Genomic DNA, 22,541 nt, shown 5'->3' with positions numbered 1-22,541 from the left:
CTTCTTATTAAGCTAATCTGCTCAGTTACTTTAAGTACAAAGTTTCACAAACTCACCTAAACTCCTACCTAGATATCTAGGTGTTATTCAACAATATGGCCCGATTGTTGAAAAAAGCTAATGACCATTGCTCAACTAACCTGCCAGTTAATTCAACAAGAAAAAATGACCACCGCAGCGAACATCAACGTTAGCCAATGGTACCCACTAGTTGAAGAAGAAACCACTCAATACTCAACTAAATTTAGCCATTGGCCATCGGGACCAATGGTTATATGAGGAACCTTATTTAATCGAAACATTTTGTAAATGTCCATATTCTTTTTGGTTAATTTACTTAAATGTTCTGATACATCAGTCTCGGAAAAAATCAAATAATCTATTGTAGTAGACCGTAAATAAAATTCGTAAATATATCGTTTTTGACTGTCTTTTGCATAACCTAAATAACCCATTTCTCTTGGAAAAACACGGGGTAATGGGAGTTTATTTAAAATTATAAAGTCATTTGAAAGCTGATTTAATAATTGTTTTTCATATTCTGGGATAATCGCATAGATATAGCAATCTTGCTTGTAAAAGCTATGGATTATTCGTACTAACCCTTGTTCATCGATTTTTTCATTAAGTAATATTTCCTGCTTTTTTCCTGACTTTGCGTTGTTGTAAGCTTCCTTAATCAGCGGAAAAATAGTTTTAAAATTGTATACTATATCCTCAACAGTTGTAATTGGTTTAACGAACCCGACATTATATACTCCCCATCTATTTTTTTCGGGTTCAATACAAATAGATAAATATGGCTCATCTGAGAACTCCCAAATAATTCCTGCTCTAGTACCGTCAGGAGCTTGAACGAAGCCATCCCCAAACGTACAACCATCTTCGGCATCGAAATCAAAGTGGTCAGTGATTTCACCATAAATGAATCCTTCAATTTCTGACTCAATTACTAAAGGGGAACGACTATAAATAAGCTTATTTTTCTCAAAGAATTTATTTATTTTATCAAGCATTATTATCCCTCCAATCAAAAGAGTATGTTTATATAAATTCGATATTCCTATTGAACAAACCTGCCAATTAGCACAATAAGAAAAGGGGATCGCTGCAGCCATCCCGTGTTTAACATAAGCCCCCGTTAGTGCAACAAGATTATTTTTCTAAAATTCCAATCAATTTTGCATTTCCTACCTGCTTTGCAAAGTCTAAGGGCGACCTTCCTGCATTATTTTTTGTTGTTGAATCTGAATTGTACTGCATAAAAAGTTCAACAATATCGTAATATCTGCCTTTACAGTTAAAAACTGCTGTCCAAAGTGCATTATTACCGTATTTGTCTCTAATGTTTGTATCTCCGCCACGTTTAAGAATTTCTCGTGCTATATCCAAATTAGGTCTTTCACAAATTGAATGTAACGCTGTACGACCATCTTCTGCTGTCATATTAACATCAATTCCGTTTTTTATTAGGAACAACGATATATCAAGATTTTCTCCAGCAATAGAATAGTGTAATAAACCTGACCCGTTCTCATCTTTTTTGTTAATTTCATCTAAAATGAATTTCTTCTTAAATGATTCAAAATCCCCAAATCTCGCCAAAGTAAAAACATCCGCTTTTTCAGTAGGCATATTTTTCCTCCATTTTTTTACACTGTAAATAATATTTCTCCTCGTCACTATCGGTTTCCTTCTTCAAGTAACCTGCTCCGATAGTTCAATAACAAAAAGGGGATCGCCGCAGCAACCCCATCTTTCACTCTTGCCCACATTAGTTGAACAAGAATGATCTACTTAAGTTTTTCCTTCATTAAACCAATTGCATTAGAAAAGGTCTCGACTACTATTTCAACTTCAAAATCTTGTGCAATACATTCGAATGTAGAATCGTGAAAAGACAAAACAAAGTGCTTATATCCTTCGAACAATTTTAAATTGTGATAAGGATGAACTTCATTCATTTTGATTAATGTCCTTAACCAAGAAGAATCCTTTACTATAAATGCTGAATATGGTTCTAAGCCTCTTGAGGATAGCGGATGACCTTTGAAAGCCTCATCATTAGGAGGTCCAAACATTGTTGATTTGCAGAATCTAAATGTGATTATTGCAAGGGGGTCAATATTACTTTTAAAGTCAATTTCATCTTCTTGTATATAATAAGCAACTACGGTTGTATGTTCATCTGATAATACTAATGGACACGGGGCACCTACAGATGATTGTGGAACATTACTTAAGGGCAAAACTTTATCTCTTTTATCAACGGTATACATTTTATTTTCTAACCTCTTCTTTTTGGTTAATTATACCATACTTTATTGAACTAACCTGCCCGTTACTTCAAGAAGGAAAAAGGCGATACTTCGTTATTGAAGAATGGCCCCCGTTAGTTAAAAGAAGAAACAATTATTTGTCCCTACTCAAAAGCAAATATAGATGTTGGGATTGTATCTCACACAACCTTCTTCTTCTCTTTGGTTTTATATTTTGAACGATTAAGAAGCTCATTTTTTACGCGCCTTCTTATAAGGGTTAATTAATCCGAAAGTACCCAACAATAAAGCTATCTTAATACCTTCCTTTGTTCCATAGTAAATAGGGTTAAATGCCATATGATATAATGTTTTTAATTTCGTACTAACACTACCTTTTAGTTTAATTATTATGTATATTGTTTGCATATTGGTTATTCAGTATTCAAGTATGCAAAGTTCCCATAACATTTTGTCTAATCGCTCTAACCTGCCCGTTACTTCAATAAAGAAAAAGCGATCCTTCGTTATAGAAGAATCGCCCCCGGTAGCGTAAGTACATTGTTTCACAAACTTTTCTTTGTTACAGGAATGCCTCCCTTTAACTAAACAAAAAAAGAGCATTAATCCTTCGTGGATCAATGCCCCCGCTTGTTTAAGAAAGTTCTTCACAATGAGCATATCCGGATGATACCAGATCATAAAATTTCAAACCGACACCCCATTTTTCCGTCCATTTAGTGTGAACGTTCTTAATAGGTACCGACAAGGGATTCGCTGACAAAACATCAATGTGGTGAATTCATCACTTTGTGGTTGATGACTACGACGCGGCGGATGAAGAGTGCCATGACCAAGCCAATTAATGCTATAGTCATCGTGAACCAGAACACGCTTTGTGAACCTGCCGTCATCGCGTTTGCTATTTCCGTCAGCTTGGTCGGATCGGAGGAGCCGTGCAAGTATTTCTCCATACCACCAGTAAGGATACTGATTGCGACCGCTGTTCCAATCGCCCCCACGACCTGCTGCAGTGTGTTCATGACTGCCGTGCCGTGCGGGTATAACTCCGGCGGCAATTGATTTAGACCGTTCGTTTGAGCAGGCATCCATATCATGCCTACCCCAACCATGAGCCCCATATGCAAAGCCACGATGAAGCCCACTGTAGAAGCTGGAGATAGGGTAGTAAAGAACCATAACGTGACTGAAACGATCACGAGACCGGGAATAACAAGCCATTTCGGTCCATATCTATCAAACAAGCGCCCCATACGCGGGGAGAGGATACCGTTCAGCGCGCTGCCCGGTAAAAGCATGAGTCCGGTAGTGAACACAGACAGTCCTGTACCAGTTTGTAGAAACATCGGCAGGATAATCATGCTCGACATAATGATTAACATACACGACAGTACCAAAAGCAGCCCAACGACGTACATGGGATATTTGAAAACGCTCAGATTCATCATCGGATCGCGCATGACGTTCTGCCGCAGTATGAAAAGCACCAGCGCGATGAGTCCAACGACGATTGAAGTAACCACGATTGCACTGCTCCAACCTTCAGATCCTTCGCCTGCCTTACTGAAGCCAAAGACAACTCCTCCAAAGCCGATCGTTGACAATACGACGGATAGTAGATCCACCCCAGGCTTTGTGACATCAGTGACATTTTCCAAATACTTTAGCCCTATCAACAACCCAATAATCAAAAGTGGCAGCGAGAACCAGAAAATATAATGCCATGTTAAATACTCTATTAATAGACCGCCGATGGTCGGTCCAGTTGCTGGCGCAAACATGATAACAAGTCCTACGAAACCCATCGCCGCCCCCCGCTTTTCCGGCGGATATATGACAAGAATGGTATTGAACATGAGAGGAAGCAACAATCCCATGCCTATTGCCTGTAAAACTCTAGCGAACATCAACATTTCAAAATTGAAACCGAGTGCTGCAATCAATGTACCTACGATTAAGCTAATTAGTGAACCTGTGAACATCTGCCTCATCGTAAACATCTGCAGCAGCAACCCGCTCATTGGCATTAAAATGCCAAGAGTCAGCAGGAACCCGGTTGTTAACCACTGTGCGGTTGCAGCTGAAATGTGGAATACTTCCATTAAATTAGTCATTGCTATGTTTAGAGCGGTCTCGCTAAACATGCCAACAAAACCGCAGATAAGCAGCGATGCCAATATGGCTCGCGTATTGTATTGTCTCATCTCTATATCTCCCTGTAATCGATTTAATTAATAGTTTATTTTTTGCGAATCCTTGTTTGTTTAAATACTCAAGCATGAAGGGCTGTCTTCTCCATTAATTATTTTCATATCTCAGCCTTCCGTATTGATAAGGAACTCCCATATTTTCGCGTAGTGTTTTTCCTTCATATTCCCTGTGGAACAAACCGCGCTCCTGCAAAATTGGGACAACCAGGTCCACAAAATCAGCAACTCCATCATAGGCTATATCCGGAACAACCGAGAAGCCGTCACATGCACCAGCCAAAAACCATTCTTCCAAGAAGTCGGCAACTTGAACGGGGGTGCCTGCAACTACTGGATGATAGTTTATGACCCCATGCGCTAGAACATCTCGAATGGATATCCCTTTTTTCAGCAACTCTAAAGCTCTGTGGGAACGTGGATCCATTGGGTTGGCATATGCCTTTTTCAACAAGTCAGCTGATAAAGGTTGATCAATATCTACCGAATTCACCGATAGTGGTAAACCAACCATGGAACCAAGGTACCTTACCCTACTTGGAATCTCTTCAGGATTAAAACTCATTAGCTGTCTTCGTCGTTCTAAACCTTCTTCTTCAGTTGAACCTATGGAAAACATAAAACCAGCATACATCTTGATGTTATCAGGATTTCGCCCAAAACGAGCTGCACTTTGTCGAAGCGCTTGCCTATGTTCACGAGCAGATCCTATATCATAAGGATTTGCATAAACACCAGATGCGTACATGCCCGCCAATTCCAATCCTTCATTTCCTCCGCCTGCTTGAAAGATTACTGGCTGACCTTGCTCAGAAGGGGGGATTGGCAAAGGACCACGAGATGCATAATACTGCCCTTTAAGATTGATAGGCTGAATTTTGTCCATGTCTGCAAATTTTCCACCTTCTACATCTAACGTCCAGGCGTGTGATTCCCAGCTCCCCCACAATGCTTGAACAATTTGTATGGATTCATGAGCCATGTCATATCGTTCTTTGCGACTGGCAATCTGTGCACCAAAATTTGCTGCAGCTAGTGGCTCCGATGTGGTGACCGCATTCCATCCCACACGTCCATGACTTATAACATCTAGTGCTTTGAATTGACGTGCTATGTTATATGGATAATTGAATGTCGTGGATAGGGTAGCAACAAGACCAATATGTTGCGTTTCTCTAGCTACTGCCATTAGTGCTAACATAGGGTCCATAGGGAACATAGGGGTCTGAGGACCTAAGTCAACGGTTAATGCTGGAGTATCAGCGATAAAGATCATTTGAAATTTTCCTTTTTCAGCTAGTTTAGCCCGCTCCACATAACTATCTGTATTTGTGTAGGCTGCTGGGTCGGTACCAGGCATTCTCCAGGCGCTGAATTCGGCTCCGTAACCAGAAATCATTTGTAGTGCTAGTTGCATCTCTTTTCTTTTTTTCATGTATCTCTTCTCCTTTATTTTAAATAGGCTTCATGTAACAAAAGAGTATGAAGTAAATTTTTTTCTACACATTTCAGTAAATCGAAGAAAACCAAATTATACTTAGCCTGCTAACTAATTTTTCGGTGGTTACCCAGGTTCCCCGCTTCAAGAGAGGAGTTCCTTGCTAAAGAAGGTTATAATTTATTTAGCATGCTAAATATCACATAGAGAAAACTTAAAACAAGTTTCTCTCCATTCGCTTCATAAGTTCCCTTAAGATTAAGCGTTCTTCCGGTAAAATTGAATGGAGTAATTTTTCTTGCTGCTGTTTCCATTTAAACTCAACCGGTTTCTGTAATTCTTTGCCTTTATCGGTTAGATAAATTCGCATAACCCTTGCATCATGTTCATCACGTTTACGATATATAAATCCGTTTTGCTCCAATGATTTAACCATATTTGTTACAGTAGGTGGTTCGCATTTTAAATGTTCACAGAGTTGCATTTGTGTTACCCCATCGCCTAACCACAAACGAGAGAGTAAATTATCTTGACCTACATAAAGATTAAGTTCTCTTAGACTTTCATTATAATCTCGACGCATTTGAAATGAAATTTTATCTAACGACTCACGAATTTCGCAATCAACCTTATTGTTCATAGGTATGCCCCCACTACTAAATTTTATTTAGCAGGCTAACTATATCATGGTGAAAATTTACTTGTCAACTTAAGGAACCTCCTCACATTTTATCGGGCTGAATTTATCAAGAACGGCGGTCAAAAGTATATATCCAACAATAAGATGGGAACCCTTGATCCCCATCAGCTGTTTTACACTGAAAAGTCCAGATTCTGTTTATTACCCCGTTTTACCTAATTGAGTAATTTTGTTACATGAACTAGAATAAAACCAATTTTCATTTTTTTAAAGAGGGCAATAAATATTGCCTTAGTACATTTTTTGTACTTATAGCTTAGTTAGTACAAAAAAAGCTGCCACAATGACAGCTTCGGATCTTTAACTCTTACCCGGTTACCTTAAAGTCCATTTCTTCACAAACTTTTATTGTAAAAGAAAAAACTGTGGTTAGAACAATCTCTCCTCCCACAACTATAATTTACACCATTTAGTTTTTGAATATTGGGATAAACGGTAAAAGATGAATGTGAGCGCTTTGATTAGTCTACCTGCTCCCCAAACTTCTTCCCGTACTCTTCCATCAAATCAATAATAGGGATTAATTCTTCCCCTTTTGGGGTTAGTGAATACTCTACACGAGGAGGAACCTCTGGAAAAACTTTGCGATTAATTAAACCATCTGTTTCCAGTTCTCGAAGTTGCTTTGTAAGAGACCCTTGTGAAATATCCCATAAAAAAGCTTTAATTTCACTATAACGACGCTCTTTGGTCTTTAAATACCATAGAATTACATATTTCCAACGTCCGGAGAGGATATTTTGGGTATAAGCAATGCCAAAAAATTCTCTTTGTTCCTTTATACACTCTTTATCAAATCCATCCTTACATATTCTAGACACCTGCTTCACCTGCTTTCTACTGTTAAGTACAAAAAAATGTACTACGTCAATTTTTATTGCCTACTTCAAAAAGATGAGAAATGATTTTATTCTAGTATATGTAACAAAAATATTCAATACGCTTTTATACCGTTTGATAAACATATGATCGTGTAACTTTAAGAAGATTAATTCTTTTATATAAAAATTCTTTAGGAGGAACAATAATGAGATTTGGAATTATAGGTGCAGGACCAATTGGGTCAATTATTTCTAAAAAATTAGTTAAGAATGGACATGATGTTAAAATTGCAGATGCACGAGGAATTGAACGTTTAGAAGGGAAAGAGCTTGCTGGAACACCTGTGCTTGTAGAGGATGCAATTAAAAATATTGAAGTTCTCATAATATCTATCCCTATGAAGGCACTGTCTAGCATTAGGAACATTATCGATCAAGTCGGGGAGGAAGTAATCATTGTAGACACTTCAAATTATTATCCTTTTAGAGACGGTAAAATTGAAGAAATAGAGAATGGGATGGTTGAAAGTGTTTGGGTTTCAAATCAATTAGGCAGACCTATCATAAAAGCTTTCAACAACCTATTAGCCTACACTTTAGAACATGAAGGAAAATACGAGGATTCTAGTGGACGGATTGCTATGGCAGTTGCTGGTAATGATCCATCACAAAAGCAAGTAGTCATTAACGTAGTAAACGATCTAGGATTCGACGCAGTAGATAGTGGTTTCTTAAGTGACTCTTGGAGGCAACAGCCAGGAACTCCTGCTTACTGCACAGAGCTTACAAAAGATGAACTAACGAAAGCGTTGAAAAAGGCAAATAAAGTAAAAGCACCATTACTACGGGACAAGGTGATGGAACGGTTTGCACAGATTTTTGCGGAAAATAATAATATTGATTTTTCACATAAGGATATTGTGAATTTAAACAGAGAAATATACAATTCATAAAATCAAAAGGTGCAATCAGTTAGATCGCACCTTTTTTATGTTATATATATCAATCCTTCCTTATTCAACTAAACTGCCCGTTACTTCAAAAAGGAAAAAGGCGATCCTTTTTTATTGAAGAATCGCCCCCTTTAGTTTAAGTGTAATTGTTCACAAAGTGCCTAGTTCTAAATGTCTTTGCCTTTTAGATACCTATTTATAAATGTATTATCCTCACAGACAATGGCTTCCCAATTCATCTTCTGAACAACCTCTTTAATATTCTCTTCTTTAGAAAGGAACAAAGTGAAGAAGGAATCATAAACACTCATAAAAGCGTAATCCATATTTTCGTCTGTGATGATTAGTTCAACTGGCGATAGTCCGCATATATCTAGTGCAGCAACATCTTTTATTTTCAAGATTCCGCTACTATCTAAGATGGGCTCCGAAAAATGTATTTTGTCAGCACCTTTTGAACCTAACACATCCAGTAAGTCATTGATCAAAAAAATAGAAGTCTTATCTTCGGTTGGGTAATATAGGTCTCTGTTAAGATTATTATTCAATTTATCCGCTAAATCAGACCGTTGAAACTTTTTATTTAAAGCATAAATTGATGTCTTGAGTGCTAATTCCAATTCTTCAAATGAAGTTAAACCACTTACTTTCATTACAATTTTCCATAAAATCGAGGTACCTTCATTTAATATTTCCTCTTCAGTTGGATACTTCACGTCAGAATTATTTTTATTACTGTCTGTCCATCCTAAAGCTATATTCCGCTAATGGCAACCCAAAAAAGAGTAAGAATTGAAACAGAGCAATACCACCAGATACAGCTGCCACGATGATAGCTGCTATTTGGATTAATAATTCTTTCATTAAAAATACCTTCCCTTACTTTGTAATAAAAAATATCAGTTATTTCAAATAGGGGTAAGCACCACGAATAGTGATTATTTACTAATAAGTTCTACCTAATTACTGATATTTCCTTCTTTCACTAACCTGCTCCAATAGTTTAAGAACAACGTTTCACAATCTTTCTTATGGAAAAAGAAAAAAATCGATCTTCTTCTTGAAGTATCGACCCTTTAGTTGAAGTGAATTCATACACAAACTTGAATAATTGAATAAATATGCGTGCCTTTTTGTTTATTACTAGAATTACCTAATGAATATGTAAATTAATAAACCAGTAAAAGTGATTCCAGCTACCCATAGGTGAAATCGATTTCTTTTATCTTTATCAAGTCTACTAGATACGAACCACTCGAATAAGCCTATCAATATCAAAATAATCGATTGCCAATAAAATTCCTTCATAATATCTAATCTTTCCCCCTAAATACTAAACTACTCTGAGAATGTTATTTATTAACATTGCAGCGTTCAGCATTTTTACAATACTATTCGTCATTTCCCATTTAATTTCCTTTATTTTGTTTAACTATCCTGCTTCGTTAGTTTAATAACAGTATTGAAAAAGGACTGCCGAAACAGCCCATTTGTTGGTGAAATTAATGTAATCGTTTATTCAAAAAGGTTTTAATGATATTCGATTATTTCTAATGGATTCTTTATTGATTAAATTCCACTTTGGTTTCTGCATAATTTGAATAAAAAATAACTCCCTCATCTTCTATCCATTTAGAATTGTTAACACCTAATACTTCTATGTTACCAGCACTGGTTTGGATACGTGCAATTTCATCTGAAACTAGAGACATCAGCGTATTCGGGAGCAATTGCAGCGAGTTTTTTGCTTATTTGTTCTATTAAACCAATGTACTAAGTCTTGTATTCCTCTTGAACATCTTTATTCTTTGGATGACCGGCGTTAAGGAAATGGTTCGTTCCACTTGTAAATACGCCTCTGTTCCGCTAATATTCTCTGACTGCTTGCTGAGTCAACAGTTCTGTGACCAACATCCATTTCTTTCGCTTTAATATTTACCATATGAACAGACGCATAATCGTTAACCTCTTTTACTCTAAAAGCATTACGGCCTTCTGTTTCACGCATACCGGCATAGACAATATGCTCATCCCTTGAAAATGTCCGAGCTGTTAAAGCACCAAACCCACTTGAAGGCTCCTGTTATCACAACAACCTTTTCATAATTACGCATATCCATTCCTCCTAATTTTTTTATGCAAGGCCTCCATTTGAGAATATCACTTGACCATTAATCCAACGTCCTGTTGTCGCTAAATATAAAACTGTGTCGGCAATATCTTCAGGTGTTCCTAGTCGTTCAAGTGGCGTTGCTTTAGCAAAATTATCGATTGTTTGTTGATCTTTTCCATCTAAAAATAAAGGTGTTGCTGTTGGGCCAGGTGCAACCGTATTAACTGTGATATCTTTCCCACGTAATTCGCGAGCCAATATCATTGTCATTGATTCAACTGCTGCTTTACTTGCTACGTATGGAGCATATGTTGGTAATTGCGTGCGGGTCACAGAAGTAGAAAAGTTGATAATAGCACCACCTTGAGAAACACGTTGCGCCGCTTGTTGGGATATTACGAAAGTTCCCCGTATATTTGTGCGGTACAATTGATCCAAATCAGCTAAGTTCATCTCTGCAATAGAGCTAAGTATCATGATTCCTGCTGTATTAATAACGACATCAATACGGCCCAGTTTATCTTCAACCAAATCGAAAACTTCTTTCATAGATTTTTCATCCGCAACATCTCCACCTACACTTATTGCTTTTCCACCGTTCTTTAAAATCTCGTTAACTATAGTATCTGAATTTAGCTTATTTCCTGAATAGTGTACAGCAACTGCAAATCCATTATCGGCTAATTTATTTACTATGGCACGTCCAATGCCACCAGACCCCCCTATTACAAGTGCAACCCGAGAACAAGTATTTTTTAACATGATATCTCTCCTTATTATTAAATATTTAAGTTACATTTTTTTGATTTTGTAACTTTTACAGCATCATTATATATCATCTAGTTACAAAGTCAAGATTTTGTAACCAGGGAGTTATAAGGTATAATACAATTAGAATCTAGGGGGGTACAAAATGGCAATACTTAATAAAGAGAAGATTTTCTCGGTTACAGAAGAAATCATAATGAAAAAAGGAGTACAAAAAACCACCCTTTCTGATATCGCAAAGGAACTGGGAGTTACTCATGCAGCATTTTATAAACATTACAAAAACAAAGAAGACCTGTTGCAACAACTTGCACTCAGGTGGTTAGAAACTACTTCTAAGGAATTATTAGAGTGGGAATCACCAAAAGGTTTAAGTAACACGGATGCACTTCATGATTGGCTTTGGCTTCTGGCTACTACCAAGAAGAAGCTTTATCATGATGATAGACGTATGTTTCTGTTATATACTGATTATTTAGAGCGTACGCAAATTCTTGTTGTAGAACACTTAAAACAATTAGCGCAAAAAGCCGAGTCTATTAGTGGATTAAAACAATTGGGTCCTGCTATTATTACGGCATTTGTATATTTTCACAATCCTTATTTTGCAGACCGTTGGGATAATGAGTCTTATGAAGAAATGTTTGAAGATGTATGGAGGTTAGTTTCTAACAAGCTGCTATAAGCAATAGTTACCGAATAAAGCTATCTCTTCTGAGATGGTTTTTTGTTTTTTTAGTACTCTTTATATGCATGAAAAAACGCATCCAAATCCGGTTCATTTGGATGCTTATTGTTTCTTGTCTTTATTCTCTCGTTACTAAACTTCACCATGTTTTCTAGTGCGATAAGACTTCCCATGAAGGATATAATAAACTCCTATTCCCGCTAGAATGAAGAAGGTGCTATAAAAATATAAGGGACTATAGCCCACTTTTTCTGTTACGAGACCGAATATAAAGGAACCAATTCCAAATCCAAAATCAAATGTTGATAGGTAAGTAGCCGTAGCCAATGCCCTTTTTTCAGTTGGTGCAATTTGAATGACGATGGTTTGGAGACTTGGAAAGATGGTTCCCCAACCTAACCCAATAAGGGCTGCCGAAAGAAGAAATAAAAGTAAGGAAGTTGAAACACTAAGTAAGTAGGTTCCAATGGCAAAAAGTAAAATGGCTGGGTAGATAATTTTATTTGCTCCATAACGATCAAACCATTTACCTGTAAAAGGTCTCGAAATTAAAAGGATAATAGCATACACTACAAAGAAATAACTAGCCGCTTCAGTTAAACCAATCTCCTTTACATATACGGACATAAAGGTAATAATCCCAGCATATGCAAGACCAAAAAATCCAGAAACTAAAGAGACGGGGATAGCAGAACCCTCAAATAGCGTTCTAATTCCTTTATTCGATTCTAATTTTTTGAACTCCCGTGTTCCTGTCCTTTTAGGAATCCGAACGAAAGTACCTGCAATCAGAGCAAATAGGGTCTACAACGCATTAATGAAGAACAATAGATGCGTTCCTCCAAGATGATAAATGATTAACCCTAAAAAAGGACCAACTACCATACCAAGATTGAGTGTTAAACCATAATAGCCCATCCCTTCCCCTTTACGTGATTCAGGGATAAGGTCTGCAACGATGGCCCCAGTAGCTGTAGTTGCCATTCCAAATCCTATTCCATGGAGAATTCGAATAATAAGAAGTATTGTAATCGATTTAGCTATAAAATAAAGAAATGATGAAGCAAATACTATTGTGAAGGCTGTTAAAAAGACAGGATATTTTCCAATCCTTTCGATCCATTTTCCCGCGAATGGGCGAGTAATGATAGCTGCAATTAAAAAAAATGTAACGATGAGTCCAACTTCAGACTCATTACTATTTAATTCCTTCAAAGCATATACCGGTAAGGAAACTAATAGATAGTAAAAAGTTGTAAAGGTAAGAAAATTTGCGATTGCGCTACTAATGAAATTTTTTGTCCATAAATTTGGTTTGGTCATTTTTAGTCCTCCTAATTAACAAACTTCTTAGCGCCGCTTCTACTTTCCTAACTAAACCTTCATAAATTATCAAACCTTTACAACTTTATTTGGAATAATCAAAGGTAATTTATTTTTTAGTTGCTATATTACCCATTGAAATAGAGAGTCTATTCCAATTGTTTATTTGATTGATTATTAGTATAAGGTCAACATATTGTCTTTCGTTATAATGTTCACGGACTCTTTGATAAAGCTCATCTGGCACACGTTTTGTCGGGATTAAGGTCACATATTCTGTCAATTCAAGAGCTACCTTTTCTGCATCTGCGTAAAATGTGCACTCTCTCCAGGCACTAATACAATAAATTCTTTTTTCCGATTCTCCCATTTTTCTAGCATCCTCTGAATGCATGTTAAGACAAAATGCACAGCCATTTATTTGAGAAGCTCGAATTTTGATAAGTTCACGAAGATTACGGTCAATACCTGTTGTTTTCGTATACTTCTCCATCTCCATCATGATTTTCATTGCTTCTGGTGCTACATTGTAATAATCAACTCGTTGTTCCATTTTAATTTCCTCCTTATATTTCTTTTCTTATTTAAGATAGTGTTAATTCAAATGCTAATTTTGAAGCAGCTTCTTCAGCTTCTTTATATGCTTTTTGCAATACTTCATTTTGTTCTAGTAATGCAGTTCCTTGTGCCCGAATGATTTGATAATTTTCAATACCAAGAAAGTTAAACATCGACTTCAAATATTTGTTAGAGTAATCAACTTCTGTATACCAATCATTATTGGTATACATTGCTCCACTTGCTTGTATGATAAGTATTCTGCGCCCGTCTTTAAGCAGACCAACTGAGCCATTTTCAGTGTATTTAAAAGTTTCACGTGCAATCATGATATTGTCCATATAATCTTTTAACTTTGATGGAATATTAAAATTATGCAAGGGTAAAACGATGACGTACGTATTTGCACTTTTAAATTGTTGTAAGATCTCGGACATGCGCTCCGTTACTTGTTGTTCTAGGTTAGTTAACTCCTGTTTTTTTTGTTGTTTTTCCCACGCCGTTAAAACTGTTTTATCTATCATAGGCACCTCATCACTATATAAATTAATCTGTTCAATTACGTCGCTGTCAGGAATTAATTCTTTATAAGCGTTCAAAAAGTGGTTAAAAACCTGCAAGCTTACTGAAGAAATATCACCTACTTTTGGATGTGCGTTAATAATAAGTGTTTTGTTCATTTTTTAATCTCCTCTTTAAAATGAATTAAACTTTTAATTATAGAGTCATTTAATCGCCGATTAACATTGTCTATAATATGCGCTATAACCATTTTTGTCAAATGAATTTGTTTTACCCAAAAAGACATTTCTTTTATTTGACTTACACTCTAAATACTCCTATGATACAAATTGATAACCCTTAAAAGCAGGTGACTTATATGCAGTATAGTGTCGGAGTTGAATATGCTTTACATTGTCTGGTTTATTTAATTGATGCTCCTTCCAACGATAGTATTGGGATAAAGGATTTGGCAGAATTCCAAGGACTTCCTGAGACATTTCTTTCAAAAGTTTTCAGCAAATTATCTAAGGCTGGAATTGTAAGTTCTGTTCCTGGGGTAAAAGGTGGATATAGATTATCTAAATCTCCGGAGGATATTTCCTTTTGGGATGTAGTTGAAGCGATTGAAGGTCGTAAGCCTATTTTTCAATGTAAAAATATTAAGGATAATGGTTATTTGTATAGAGAGAATTGTTGTTCGGCTCCCTCCTTTTGCACCATTAATTTAGTTATGCTCTCCGCCGAAGAAAAAATGCGTGATGACTTACGTAGTAAATCCCTTGCATGGTTACATGAAGAACTTGGTAGTGTCTTATCTAAACAAATACGTGAAGATACGCGGAAATTTTTTTCGAAGAGCGACACATAAAACAAACCTCATCTATGAATCTATGCGCAAGTGCTCTACTTCTGCTTGTAACGCTACTAAATTGTTTGACCCATGTATTAACCATAGAAAATGCCGCGCCAATGGATGCCCCGATTGTACGAAAGAGTTCATTACCTTCTAAGTAGCGCTGTACTGCAGCTAATTTATCCGCTGGACTAAATTTAACCATAAAAAATACACCCTCATTGTTAGAAAGTGTCCAACAATTGGGGTGCAGTTCAAATGAGTGTGTTTTTTTAAAATGTAGAACAGTTAGGCCTTTATAGCCGTTCGATTTGCTCTTTTCTAGAAAAGAGTTTAAAAGTTTGGCGGTAAATTGGGAGCATTTTGTTAAAGGATTTTTAGCGATTTTCCGTACCTACTACGGACAATATGTAGCTGATAAATGGTACTCTTCTTTTATTAAAAAGATAGAACAAGTGTATCCAGAGTTTCATGAAATATGGAATGAATGTGAAGTTAGCTCGGCTCCAGAAGTATTAATTGAGTTTCGTCACGCAAAAGCAGGAAAAATGTTAACAGCATTTTTAATAATACACTTTCATATTCCGATTACAAAATTTAGGAAATATGAAAATCAAAACCTTAACCAGTTAGGGAATTTATATAAGTAAACCTCAAATATAACTATTCTAACCCGTTACCCATAAGTCTTTTTAACTTAGATTCTGTATTGGTATTTTCAACAGGAGTATAAACACTGCACCGTAAATCCGTGTTTCCCTGAACCTGTAAAGAGGATAGGTTAAAACCGCCCTAAGACGGTTATCCCAATAATTTTTCCATCACCATGACATCCACAAATTTGCCGTCTAGCTTCCCCTGGTTTTGAAATACTCCTACTTCGCGATATCCCCTTTTCCGGTATAGTCCTTGTCCTAAACGATTAAAGGGGAAGGTAAAAAGGACAATTTTATGAAAGCCGTTCGCCGCAGCAATGGATTCAATTTCAGCGAGCAGATGCTTCCCCAAACCTTTCCCTCTATAATCCCTTGAAATGTAAATGGAAAGGTCTGCTACACCGTCATACGCAGAGCGATTACTGTATGGATTTAAAGATGCCCATCCTGACACCTTGCCATCTTGTTCCGCCACTAGAACCCTATATCGCCCCTGATGCCTATCAAACCATTCTTTCATATAGAAGTAATCCTTTGTTTCTTCCTCAAGTGTAGCGATTCTATCTTCTATCCCCTGATTGTAGATTTTTAGAATAGACATGATATCGACTTCTGATGCTTCACGAATAGTGTTGCCGGATTCCATGGTAAAACCTCCCCATACACAAACGATTATCATAAAATATTCTCTAAATTATCCCAGAATCCTTGTTAAGCTATCCTGCTTCGTTATCACTCACTAAATTGCAGAGAATTGACACAACCTCCAATGATTATTTTTATACTGTGATTTACTATGTGAATTAGGACATAATGAGCTTTTGACATTTACCAAAATGTTGAAAGATCAATAAAAAATGCACTGTGGATTATGCTGTTAATTCAAGTGCGTTTCCCTATGTGTTTTTTTGCTATCTTTTTCCGTAAGAGAACTTGATCGCTGGTGGTGCTTTTCTCTCCGTTCCTATCCAAACTAAACCAAAAATAATGACAACACCACCAACGATTTGTGCTGCCCAAATCGGTTCATTAAAGAAAAATGCTCCTGCGACTGTAGCGGCCGCTGGTACGAAATAACGGAAGAAATTCGCTTTCGCTGCACCCACTTGTTTCATCGATATATTCCAAACGACGATGGCAATGACTGTGCACATCAGCACATTGTAAGCCACTGCTCCCCATGTGGCGATCGTGAGATTTCCCCACTGAATCATGCCCCATTTATCGAATGTAAACGGTAATAAAAAGAGTGAACCGAAAAAAGTAAACCATGTGGTCACGCGAAGAGGCGAATATTTTTCCATCAGCGGCATGGTGGCCAAGTTAAATAAAGCACCGATTAAACTAATGATTAGTGCAATGAAGTTTCCTTTCATATACTCAGAACTGAGATCAAAGCCATCCTTTCCGCCAAGGATGATCATCGTTACTCCCGCTAAAGCTATTAATCCTCCCGTTGCTACACGGCCTGTTATTTTTTCACGAATAAATAACGGTGCAAAGAGAGCGGCAAAAATGGGCCACGGTGCAACATTTAATAAAGATGCATTTGCAAGTGTCGTATACTTGATCGAATACATCACCATCATTTCTAATCCCGTGATGCCAATTAATCCAATAATAACTAATTTCATCAAATCAATTTTCTCTACTTTTACACTGCCTTCTGTCCACTTTAACAGGAGAAACAATACAGGCAATGCCAGTCCAAATCTAAGAAATACAAACACCTCTGCGGGAAAAACTTCCATTGCCCAACGAGAAATCCCAAAATTGATTCCCCACACAACCGCTACAAAAATCAAGCCTACATAATAATACAGATTTGACACCATGTTAGCTCCTTCTAGACCAAGGGATTCCTAGATAACTACCTATTCGCCATGAGAACCGTCCCTATGGGTACTTTGAGTTATTTTTTTAATTCGTACAGTAAAATTTTCTAATTGTTTCTTTACAATTGAGTAAGCAGGATTTCTACATCAAAAAACCATATTGTGTGTTCAACGCTTGAGTTATTCAAAAAGAAGTTATCCTAGTATTATATTGTCTTCCCCTTTTTCTTTGCATCTGCATCCATACCGGCTCCGATTGCGATGCCCATACTTAAACCAATCGGTAGTCCTAAGCCAAAATTATCAAATATAGTCAATCCAAACGCAAGACCTAAGCTGAGCCCTATGGACATAAAAATACTAAGATAATATCCCTCTGACACCAATTTATGTTTCTTCTGAAGGTGAGTAACGGTATTATTGATTAATCGCTTATGTTGTTTCATTTCAGTATCGCCGATTCGCTCCATATTTACTTCTAATCGATTGAAATGGCTCTTTAAATCTAGCTGAAATTGCTGACATTCCCCACAGCTTGCTGAAAAGAAATCTAGCTTTTCAATTACTCGCTCACATTTATTAAAATTAATCTCTTTTAAAAGGTTTTTATTAATAGTAGTCCTAAGCCTATTTAGAATTGCTTTTATCTCATCGACTTGTTTATCCAAAAAGGTTCCTCCTTTTAAGAAAACATTTTTATGATTATTTCTTTCTTTATATATATGAAAAATACAACCACCCTATTACTTATAACAATCTTGCCTCAAGTTGTACTTTTCATTATTTTTTTCAAATTATGGTTTTGTCCAGCTGTTTGATAACGGAATGAACAATGTGAAGGGAGTCCCATTCTCCAGAAGAAAACATCATAATGGGATACTTTTTCGGAAACAATTCAAGTTTAATCTCCTCAGGGGTCTTTCCTTCATTAAATAGCTTAATAATAGTCCCTTGCAGATCCAACAAATACTCCAGCTTCCTTTGTAAGGCTATACGTCCATTGTTCAAATAACCTGCGTGACTGCAAAAGACATCTTCAAAATCATAGGTTAAGACTTTTCTTAATGATTGTATAATGACGGGGATACTTTCCTCACGGAGAACAACCTTGGTCCTTTCTTGACAGTACAGGTCCCCAGTAAAAAGCTGCCCAGTTTCTTCATTTAAATACGCGAGATGATCGATAGCATGCCCGGGAGTTTCGATGGCCCTCCATGTCGCATTTGGTGATTGAAATGTTTCGCCAATGGCTTCTGCCCGAAATGATCTTCGCTTGCCCCAAAATAATTGGCGGTATAGTGGATAATCTGCCCTTTTCATGCAATAATCTATCAACCTATCATTCATGAATAGTGGTACATGAAGCTCCTCCTGTAAAAACGATGCACATCCTGTATGATCTTCATGATGGTGGGTGATCACCACTTGATCAAAAGAAAGCTGCTGAAAAAAAGGTTTAAAAAATTTTTCTAATGACTTTGCACCAGTATCAACCAAAACTCCATCTATAAAAAAGCTGTGAACATTCAATTTTACCCCTTGTAACGATACGGTCCCATTGCCCATCATGACCCCATTAATGATCTTTTTGGAAAAACCCTTTTTTAACAACATGACTCCTCCCCCTAAGACTTTATTATTTTTTATCGTAACACAAAATGAATGAATATTCACTCAACTATTAGTTGCAATAAATGCAAAATTTGCAAAACGAGTCAGACCCCCACTGCATTAATGACAAGGTTTTTCTTTTTTGGCTTGCACGTGTCTGAAGTTGGTTCGACTTCGGACACACCCTCGCTCTTTTGACTCTTCCTTGTCCGAAGCTGGTTCGACTTCGGACACAACCTTGCTCTTTTGGCTCTTCCTTGTCCGAAGCTGGTTCGACTTCGGACACAACCTCGCTTTTTTGACTCTTCCTTGTCTGAAGCTGGTTCGACTTCGGACACAACCTTGCTCTTTTGGCTCTTCCTTGTCTGAAGTTGGTTCGACTTCGGACACGACCTTGCTCTTTGGACTCTTCCTTGTCTGAAGTTGGTTCGACTTCGGACACTTCCTTGCTCTTTTGACTCTTCCTTGTCTGAAGTTGGTTCGGCTTTGGACACAACCTTGCTCTTTTGGCTCCTCCTTTGTCCGAAGCTGGTTCGACTTCGGACACAACCTTGCTCTTTTGGCTCTTCCTTGTCTGAAGTTGTTTCGACTTCGGACACAACCTCGCTCTTTTGGCTCTTCCTTGTCTGAAGCTGGTTCGACTTCGGACACAACCTCGCTCTTTTGACTCTTCCTTGTCTGAAGTTGGTTCGACTTCGGACACAACCTCGCTCTTTTGACTCTTCCTTGTCTGAAGTTGGTTCGACTTCGGACACAACCTCGCTCTTTTGGCTTTGCCTTGTCTGATGTTTGCTTAACTTCCGACACAATCTTGCCTTTTTAGCTCTTCCTTGTCCGATGTTAAAACGATATTTAAGATGCCACTATTTAAGGAAGGGTCTCCCTTACTTTTTAAATATTTTATAAGCTTTTAAAGGTTTAAGAATATCATTAACGAATACTTAATAATGTTACTATTGTGATAATTAATTATAGATAGGTTGTGATACTATGGAAACTTTACAAACATTTTTAAAAGATTTCAATGACCAAATGCAAGTTTTAAATAAAGCTGGGGCTGAAGCAAGCTGGATGGCCCAAACAACTGGAGACCCTGAGTGGGCTGCTAAATTAAGTGAAGCTGAAACTCGATATAACCTTTTATTCTCTTCAAAAGATACATATGAGAAAACAAAACAATTTCTAGCAACGGAAAACGTAACGGAAATCGAAAAACGTCAGCTTCAACTTCTACTAAGCGAAATGGAAGGTAACCAGCTCCCTGAAGAAGTGATTGCTGATTTATCAAAACGCTCTTCTGAACTAAATTTAATATTTAACACATATGCTCCTGTTGTGGATGGCAAGAAGTATTCTGCCAATGATATTCGAGAGATTTTGGTTAATAGTGATGACCAAGAATTACGCAAAAAAGTATGGTTTGCAAGTAAGGAAGTTGGTAAAGTTGTTGAAAAAGACCTGCTTGAGCTTGTGAAGAAGCGCAATGAAGCTGCACAACTACTTGGCTATGATAACCATCATGAAATGGGCTTTGCTCTTCAAGAACTTGACCGTGACGAGGTATTTGCTATTTTCAATGAACTTATTGCTCAATCAGATGAAGCCTACCGCTCGATGAAGAAAGAACTAGATGACCGTTTAGCAACCAAATTTGGGATTAATCCAGAGGATATACGCCCTTGGCATTATGTCGATCCTTTTTTCCAAGAAGCACCACCATCTGATTCAACCAATCTAGACCCTTTTTACAAAGGGAAGGATATTGTCCAACTCACAACAGATACGTTTAACTCAATGGGAATTGAAATTGATGACCTGTATGCAAAAAGTGATTTGTTCCCTAGAGAAAAGAAAAACCCAACAGCCTTTTGTACAGATATTGACCGCGAAGGTGACGTTCGTGTCCTTTGTAATTTAACGGAGGATGCGTATTGGATGGAAACGCTCCTGCATGAGTTTGGCCACGCGGCTTATTTCAAATATGTAGACTCTGGCCTTCCATTCGGATTACGCACACCAAGTCACACCTTAACAACCGAATCAATCGCGATGCTTTTTGGAAGAATGGGCAAAGACCCTCGTTGGTTAAAGCGCTTCTTACAAGTGGATGAAGCAACCGTAAATGCGCTTGCTCCCGAATTAGGAAAGTACCAACAGTTACAAATGCTTATTGAAGCAAGATGGATTATTACCTTTGTCTTTTTTGAAAAAGAACTGTACGAAAATCCTGATCAAGATTTAAACGCTTTATGGTGGAAAACGGTAAATGAAGTTCAGCTAGTCACCCCTCCAGATTCAACTGATCAACCCGATTGGGCAGCAAAGATTCATTTTACACTCGCACCAGTTTACTACCAAAATTATCTCCTTGGAGAATTAATGGCAGCACAGCTTCTTGGTCATATTGAAAATAAGATTTCTCCTGAATTTTTCACAAAAGAAACGGGTGAAATGCTAATCAATCAATTCTTCAAACCAGCTGCACTTTATAACTGGAATGAAAAAATTAGCCGTATAACGGGTGAAAAATTAAACCCTGCACACTTTGTTGAGGCTTATTGCAAAACTCAGGTAAAAAGTTAATTTGTGAAAAAAGGATAGCTGGGACTATATGGTCTAAGCTTTATCACGAATTCGGTCACTATCAACTAAACTAGGAGGGCCAATTGTCATAGTACTGATTTTTGGATTATAACGGGTTTTTTAAAACTATGTAATTTATAAAGCCTGTTTCCTATATTAAATAGATACAGGCTTTCTTTATTCTTCCGGTATAAGTATTTGCCCTACTTTTCCCACCTTCAGCAAGGTTTCCATGGTCGATTTTTGATAACTGGCTGGGTTTATTTGGTTTTATGAGGAAGTCTTCTGCGCCGAGAGACAATCCTTTTTCTTTCTCCTCTTCTAATACAGTTGAGACAATTATTGGGATGTTGTCCGGAGTCGAGGCATCTTCGGACACAATATAGCAATCCCACTTCTGCCCTGTCCAAAGTCAAAGCATCTTCGGACACAGTCTAGCAAACTTACCTCTGCTCTGTCCGAAGTCGAGGCATCTTCGGACACAGTCTAGCAAACTTACCTCTGTTCTGTCCGAAGCCGAGGCATCTTCGGACACAATCTAGAAAACTCACCTCTGACCTGTCCAAAGTTGAGGCATCTTCGGACACAATCTAGAAAACTCACCTCTGCCCTGTCCAAAGTTGAGGCATCTTCGGACACAATCTAGAAAAC

Annotated in this window: 22 protein-coding genes and 3 pseudogenes; 5 read left to right on the top strand and 20 right to left on the bottom strand. The window is 37.4% G+C overall.

What is annotated here, in order from left to right; translation table 11 throughout:
* Window positions 1-227 precede the first annotated feature (227 nt).
* From AC4E8C_RS11350 to AC4E8C_RS11315, 8 genes are all read right to left on the bottom strand, one after another.
* A complete protein-coding gene (locus AC4E8C_RS11350) occupies window positions 228-1,016 on the bottom strand; it encodes a hypothetical protein (RefSeq protein ID WP_490212208.1) in 789 nt (262 codons plus the stop codon).
* Window positions 1,017-1,155: 139 nt separating this feature from the next.
* Window positions 1,156-1,635 carry an ankyrin repeat domain-containing protein gene (locus AC4E8C_RS11345; RefSeq protein ID WP_490212207.1) on the bottom strand — a complete coding sequence of 160 codons (480 nt, stop codon included), beginning with the start codon at window positions 1,633-1,635 and terminating at the stop codon, window positions 1,156-1,158.
* Between the two features lie 158 nt (window positions 1,636-1,793).
* Window positions 1,794-2,279 carry a hypothetical protein gene (locus AC4E8C_RS11340; RefSeq protein ID WP_490212206.1) on the bottom strand — a complete coding sequence of 162 codons (486 nt, stop codon included), beginning with the start codon at window positions 2,277-2,279 and terminating at the stop codon, window positions 1,794-1,796.
* Between the two features lie 417 nt (window positions 2,280-2,696).
* Entirely contained in the window at window positions 2,697-2,960 is a 264-nt protein-coding gene (locus tag AC4E8C_RS11335) for a hypothetical protein (protein ID WP_490212205.1), read from the bottom strand.
* 86 nt (window positions 2,961-3,046) lie between these two features.
* Window positions 3,047-4,483 (bottom strand): DHA2 family efflux MFS transporter permease subunit, encoded by a 1,437-nt coding sequence (locus AC4E8C_RS11330; RefSeq protein ID WP_490212204.1) that lies wholly within the window; start codon window positions 4,481-4,483, stop codon window positions 3,047-3,049.
* A gap of 94 nt (window positions 4,484-4,577) precedes the next feature.
* A complete protein-coding gene (locus AC4E8C_RS11325) occupies window positions 4,578-5,921 on the bottom strand; it encodes an NtaA/DmoA family FMN-dependent monooxygenase (protein ID WP_490212203.1) in 1,344 nt (447 codons plus the stop codon).
* 217 nt (window positions 5,922-6,138) lie between these two features.
* Window positions 6,139-6,564: a MarR family winged helix-turn-helix transcriptional regulator gene (locus tag AC4E8C_RS11320; RefSeq protein ID WP_490212202.1), complete on the bottom strand. Its 426-nt coding sequence runs from the start codon at window positions 6,562-6,564 to the stop codon at window positions 6,139-6,141.
* 521 nt (window positions 6,565-7,085) lie between these two features.
* Window positions 7,086-7,445 (bottom strand): winged helix-turn-helix transcriptional regulator, encoded by a 360-nt coding sequence (locus AC4E8C_RS11315; RefSeq protein ID WP_490212201.1) that lies wholly within the window; start codon window positions 7,443-7,445, stop codon window positions 7,086-7,088.
* Window positions 7,446-7,651: 206 nt separating this feature from the next.
* Here AC4E8C_RS11315 and AC4E8C_RS11310 point away from each other — a divergent pair, with 206 nt between their 5' ends.
* Window positions 7,652-8,398 (top strand): NADPH-dependent F420 reductase, encoded by a 747-nt coding sequence (locus AC4E8C_RS11310; RefSeq protein ID WP_490212200.1) that lies wholly within the window; start codon window positions 7,652-7,654, stop codon window positions 8,396-8,398.
* A 167-nt stretch (window positions 8,399-8,565) separates the two neighbouring features.
* Here the strand turns inward: AC4E8C_RS11310 and AC4E8C_RS11305 are convergent, their stop codons facing one another.
* The 3 genes from AC4E8C_RS11305 to AC4E8C_RS11295 all read right to left on the bottom strand — a co-directional run bounded on the left by AC4E8C_RS11305 (window position 8,566) and on the right by AC4E8C_RS11295 (window position 11,273).
* The gene (locus AC4E8C_RS11305; protein ID WP_490212199.1) at window positions 8,566-9,114 is read right to left on the bottom strand and encodes a DUF2711 family protein; all 549 of its coding nucleotides are present in this window, start codon (window positions 9,112-9,114) and stop codon (window positions 8,566-8,568) included.
* Between the two features lie 16 nt (window positions 9,115-9,130).
* Complete coding sequence (locus AC4E8C_RS11300; protein ID WP_490212198.1) at window positions 9,131-9,262, bottom strand: hypothetical protein; 132 nt, start codon at window positions 9,260-9,262, stop codon at window positions 9,131-9,133.
* Window positions 9,263-10,532: 1,270 nt separating this feature from the next.
* On the bottom strand, window positions 10,533-11,273 hold the full coding sequence (locus AC4E8C_RS11295) for an SDR family oxidoreductase (RefSeq protein ID WP_490212197.1): 741 nt from the start codon (window positions 11,271-11,273) through the stop codon (window positions 10,533-10,535).
* 151 nt (window positions 11,274-11,424) lie between these two features.
* Here AC4E8C_RS11295 and AC4E8C_RS11290 point away from each other — a divergent pair, with 151 nt between their 5' ends.
* A complete protein-coding gene (locus tag AC4E8C_RS11290; protein WP_490212196.1) occupies window positions 11,425-11,964 on the top strand; it encodes a TetR/AcrR family transcriptional regulator in 540 nt (179 codons plus the stop codon).
* Between the two features lie 135 nt (window positions 11,965-12,099).
* Here the strand turns inward: AC4E8C_RS11290 and AC4E8C_RS11285 are convergent.
* From AC4E8C_RS11285 to AC4E8C_RS11275, 3 genes and pseudogenes are all read right to left on the bottom strand, one after another.
* Window positions 12,100-13,290 (bottom strand): annotated as a pseudogene (locus AC4E8C_RS11285) (MFS transporter).
* Between the two features lie 109 nt (window positions 13,291-13,399).
* Window positions 13,400-13,843 (bottom strand): carboxymuconolactone decarboxylase family protein, encoded by a 444-nt coding sequence (locus AC4E8C_RS11280; RefSeq protein ID WP_490212195.1) that lies wholly within the window; start codon window positions 13,841-13,843, stop codon window positions 13,400-13,402.
* 31 nt (window positions 13,844-13,874) lie between these two features.
* On the bottom strand, window positions 13,875-14,528 hold the full coding sequence (locus AC4E8C_RS11275) for an FMN-dependent NADH-azoreductase (RefSeq protein WP_490212194.1): 654 nt from the start codon (window positions 14,526-14,528) through the stop codon (window positions 13,875-13,877).
* A 200-nt stretch (window positions 14,529-14,728) separates the two neighbouring features.
* Between AC4E8C_RS11275 and AC4E8C_RS11270 the strand changes: the two genes are divergently transcribed.
* Together AC4E8C_RS11270 and AC4E8C_RS11265 are read left to right on the top strand one after the other, a co-directional pair.
* Entirely contained in the window at window positions 14,729-15,220 is a 492-nt protein-coding gene (locus AC4E8C_RS11270; protein WP_490212193.1) for an RrF2 family transcriptional regulator, read from the top strand.
* 293 nt (window positions 15,221-15,513) lie between these two features.
* Window positions 15,514-15,759 (top strand): annotated as a pseudogene (locus AC4E8C_RS11265) (MmyB family transcriptional regulator); the annotation flags it as partial.
* A gap of 109 nt (window positions 15,760-15,868) precedes the next feature.
* Here AC4E8C_RS11265 and AC4E8C_RS11260 read toward each other — a convergent pair.
* From AC4E8C_RS11260 to AC4E8C_RS11240, 5 genes and pseudogenes are all read right to left on the bottom strand, one after another.
* Window positions 15,869-15,991: pseudogene (locus AC4E8C_RS11260) on the bottom strand (helix-turn-helix transcriptional regulator); the annotation flags it as partial.
* A gap of 15 nt (window positions 15,992-16,006) precedes the next feature.
* Complete coding sequence (locus tag AC4E8C_RS11255) at window positions 16,007-16,507, bottom strand: arsinothricin resistance N-acetyltransferase ArsN1 family A (protein WP_490212192.1); 501 nt, start codon at window positions 16,505-16,507, stop codon at window positions 16,007-16,009.
* A gap of 265 nt (window positions 16,508-16,772) precedes the next feature.
* Window positions 16,773-17,696 carry a DMT family transporter gene (locus AC4E8C_RS11250; protein WP_490212191.1) on the bottom strand — a complete coding sequence of 308 codons (924 nt, stop codon included), beginning with the start codon at window positions 17,694-17,696 and terminating at the stop codon, window positions 16,773-16,775.
* A gap of 206 nt (window positions 17,697-17,902) precedes the next feature.
* Window positions 17,903-18,364 carry a glycine zipper domain-containing protein gene (locus AC4E8C_RS11245; protein WP_490212190.1) on the bottom strand — a complete coding sequence of 154 codons (462 nt, stop codon included), beginning with the start codon at window positions 18,362-18,364 and terminating at the stop codon, window positions 17,903-17,905.
* Between the two features lie 121 nt (window positions 18,365-18,485).
* A complete protein-coding gene (locus AC4E8C_RS11240; protein ID WP_490212189.1) occupies window positions 18,486-19,310 on the bottom strand; it encodes an MBL fold metallo-hydrolase in 825 nt (274 codons plus the stop codon).
* Window positions 19,311-20,297: 987 nt separating this feature from the next.
* Here AC4E8C_RS11240 and AC4E8C_RS11235 point away from each other — a divergent pair.
* Window positions 20,298-21,890, top strand: a complete 1,593-nt coding sequence (locus tag AC4E8C_RS11235; RefSeq protein ID WP_490212188.1) for a M2 family metallopeptidase — start codon at window positions 20,298-20,300, stop codon at window positions 21,888-21,890.
* A 151-nt stretch (window positions 21,891-22,041) separates the two neighbouring features.
* Here AC4E8C_RS11235 and AC4E8C_RS11230 read toward each other — a convergent pair whose 3' ends face one another.
* Complete coding sequence (locus AC4E8C_RS11230; RefSeq protein ID WP_490212187.1) at window positions 22,042-22,269, bottom strand: hypothetical protein; 228 nt, start codon at window positions 22,267-22,269, stop codon at window positions 22,042-22,044.
* Window positions 22,270-22,541 lie beyond the last annotated feature (272 nt).

The sequence above is a fragment of the Neobacillus sp. SRL179 genome, assembly GCF_984799095.1.
The sequence above is the reverse complement of the archived record's forward strand: the minus strand, read 5'-3'. Positions and strand labels throughout refer to the sequence as shown.

Excerpts from the sequence above, each read along its gene's own strand:
- AC4E8C_RS11350 (WP_490212208.1), bottom strand. The coding sequence starts at position 1,016 with ATGCTTGATAAAATAAATAAATTCTTTGAGAAAAATAAGCTTATTTAT.
- AC4E8C_RS11345 (WP_490212207.1), bottom strand. The coding sequence starts at position 1,635 with ATGCCTACTGAAAAAGCGGATGTTTTTACTTTGGCGAGATTTGGGGAT.
- AC4E8C_RS11340 (WP_490212206.1), bottom strand. The coding sequence starts at position 2,279 with ATGTATACCGTTGATAAAAGAGATAAAGTTTTGCCCTTAAGTAATGTT.
- AC4E8C_RS11335 (WP_490212205.1), bottom strand. The coding sequence starts at position 2,960 with ATGATCTGGTATCATCCGGATATGCTCATTGTGAAGAACTTTCTTAAA.
- AC4E8C_RS11330 (WP_490212204.1), bottom strand. The coding sequence starts at position 4,483 with ATGAGACAATACAATACGCGAGCCATATTGGCATCGCTGCTTATCTGC.
- AC4E8C_RS11325 (WP_490212203.1), bottom strand. The coding sequence starts at position 5,921 with ATGAAAAAAAGAAAAGAGATGCAACTAGCACTACAAATGATTTCTGGT.
- AC4E8C_RS11320 (WP_490212202.1), bottom strand. The coding sequence starts at position 6,564 with ATGAACAATAAGGTTGATTGCGAAATTCGTGAGTCGTTAGATAAAATT.
- AC4E8C_RS11310 (WP_490212200.1), top strand. The coding sequence starts at position 7,652 with ATGAGATTTGGAATTATAGGTGCAGGACCAATTGGGTCAATTATTTCT.
- AC4E8C_RS11300 (WP_490212198.1), bottom strand. The coding sequence starts at position 9,262 with ATGAAAGAATTATTAATCCAAATAGCAGCTATCATCGTGGCAGCTGTA.
- AC4E8C_RS11295 (WP_490212197.1), bottom strand. The coding sequence starts at position 11,273 with ATGTTAAAAAATACTTGTTCTCGGGTTGCACTTGTAATAGGGGGGTCT.
- AC4E8C_RS11290 (WP_490212196.1), top strand. The coding sequence starts at position 11,425 with ATGGCAATACTTAATAAAGAGAAGATTTTCTCGGTTACAGAAGAAATC.
- AC4E8C_RS11280 (WP_490212195.1), bottom strand. The coding sequence starts at position 13,843 with ATGGAACAACGAGTTGATTATTACAATGTAGCACCAGAAGCAATGAAA.
- AC4E8C_RS11275 (WP_490212194.1), bottom strand. The coding sequence starts at position 14,528 with ATGAACAAAACACTTATTATTAACGCACATCCAAAAGTAGGTGATATT.
- AC4E8C_RS11270 (WP_490212193.1), top strand. The coding sequence starts at position 14,729 with ATGCAGTATAGTGTCGGAGTTGAATATGCTTTACATTGTCTGGTTTAT.
- AC4E8C_RS11255 (WP_490212192.1), bottom strand. The coding sequence starts at position 16,507 with ATGGAATCCGGCAACACTATTCGTGAAGCATCAGAAGTCGATATCATG.
- AC4E8C_RS11250 (WP_490212191.1), bottom strand. The coding sequence starts at position 17,696 with ATGGTGTCAAATCTGTATTATTATGTAGGCTTGATTTTTGTAGCGGTT.
- AC4E8C_RS11240 (WP_490212189.1), bottom strand. The coding sequence starts at position 19,310 with ATGTTGTTAAAAAAGGGTTTTTCCAAAAAGATCATTAATGGGGTCATG.
- AC4E8C_RS11235 (WP_490212188.1), top strand. The coding sequence starts at position 20,298 with ATGGAAACTTTACAAACATTTTTAAAAGATTTCAATGACCAAATGCAA.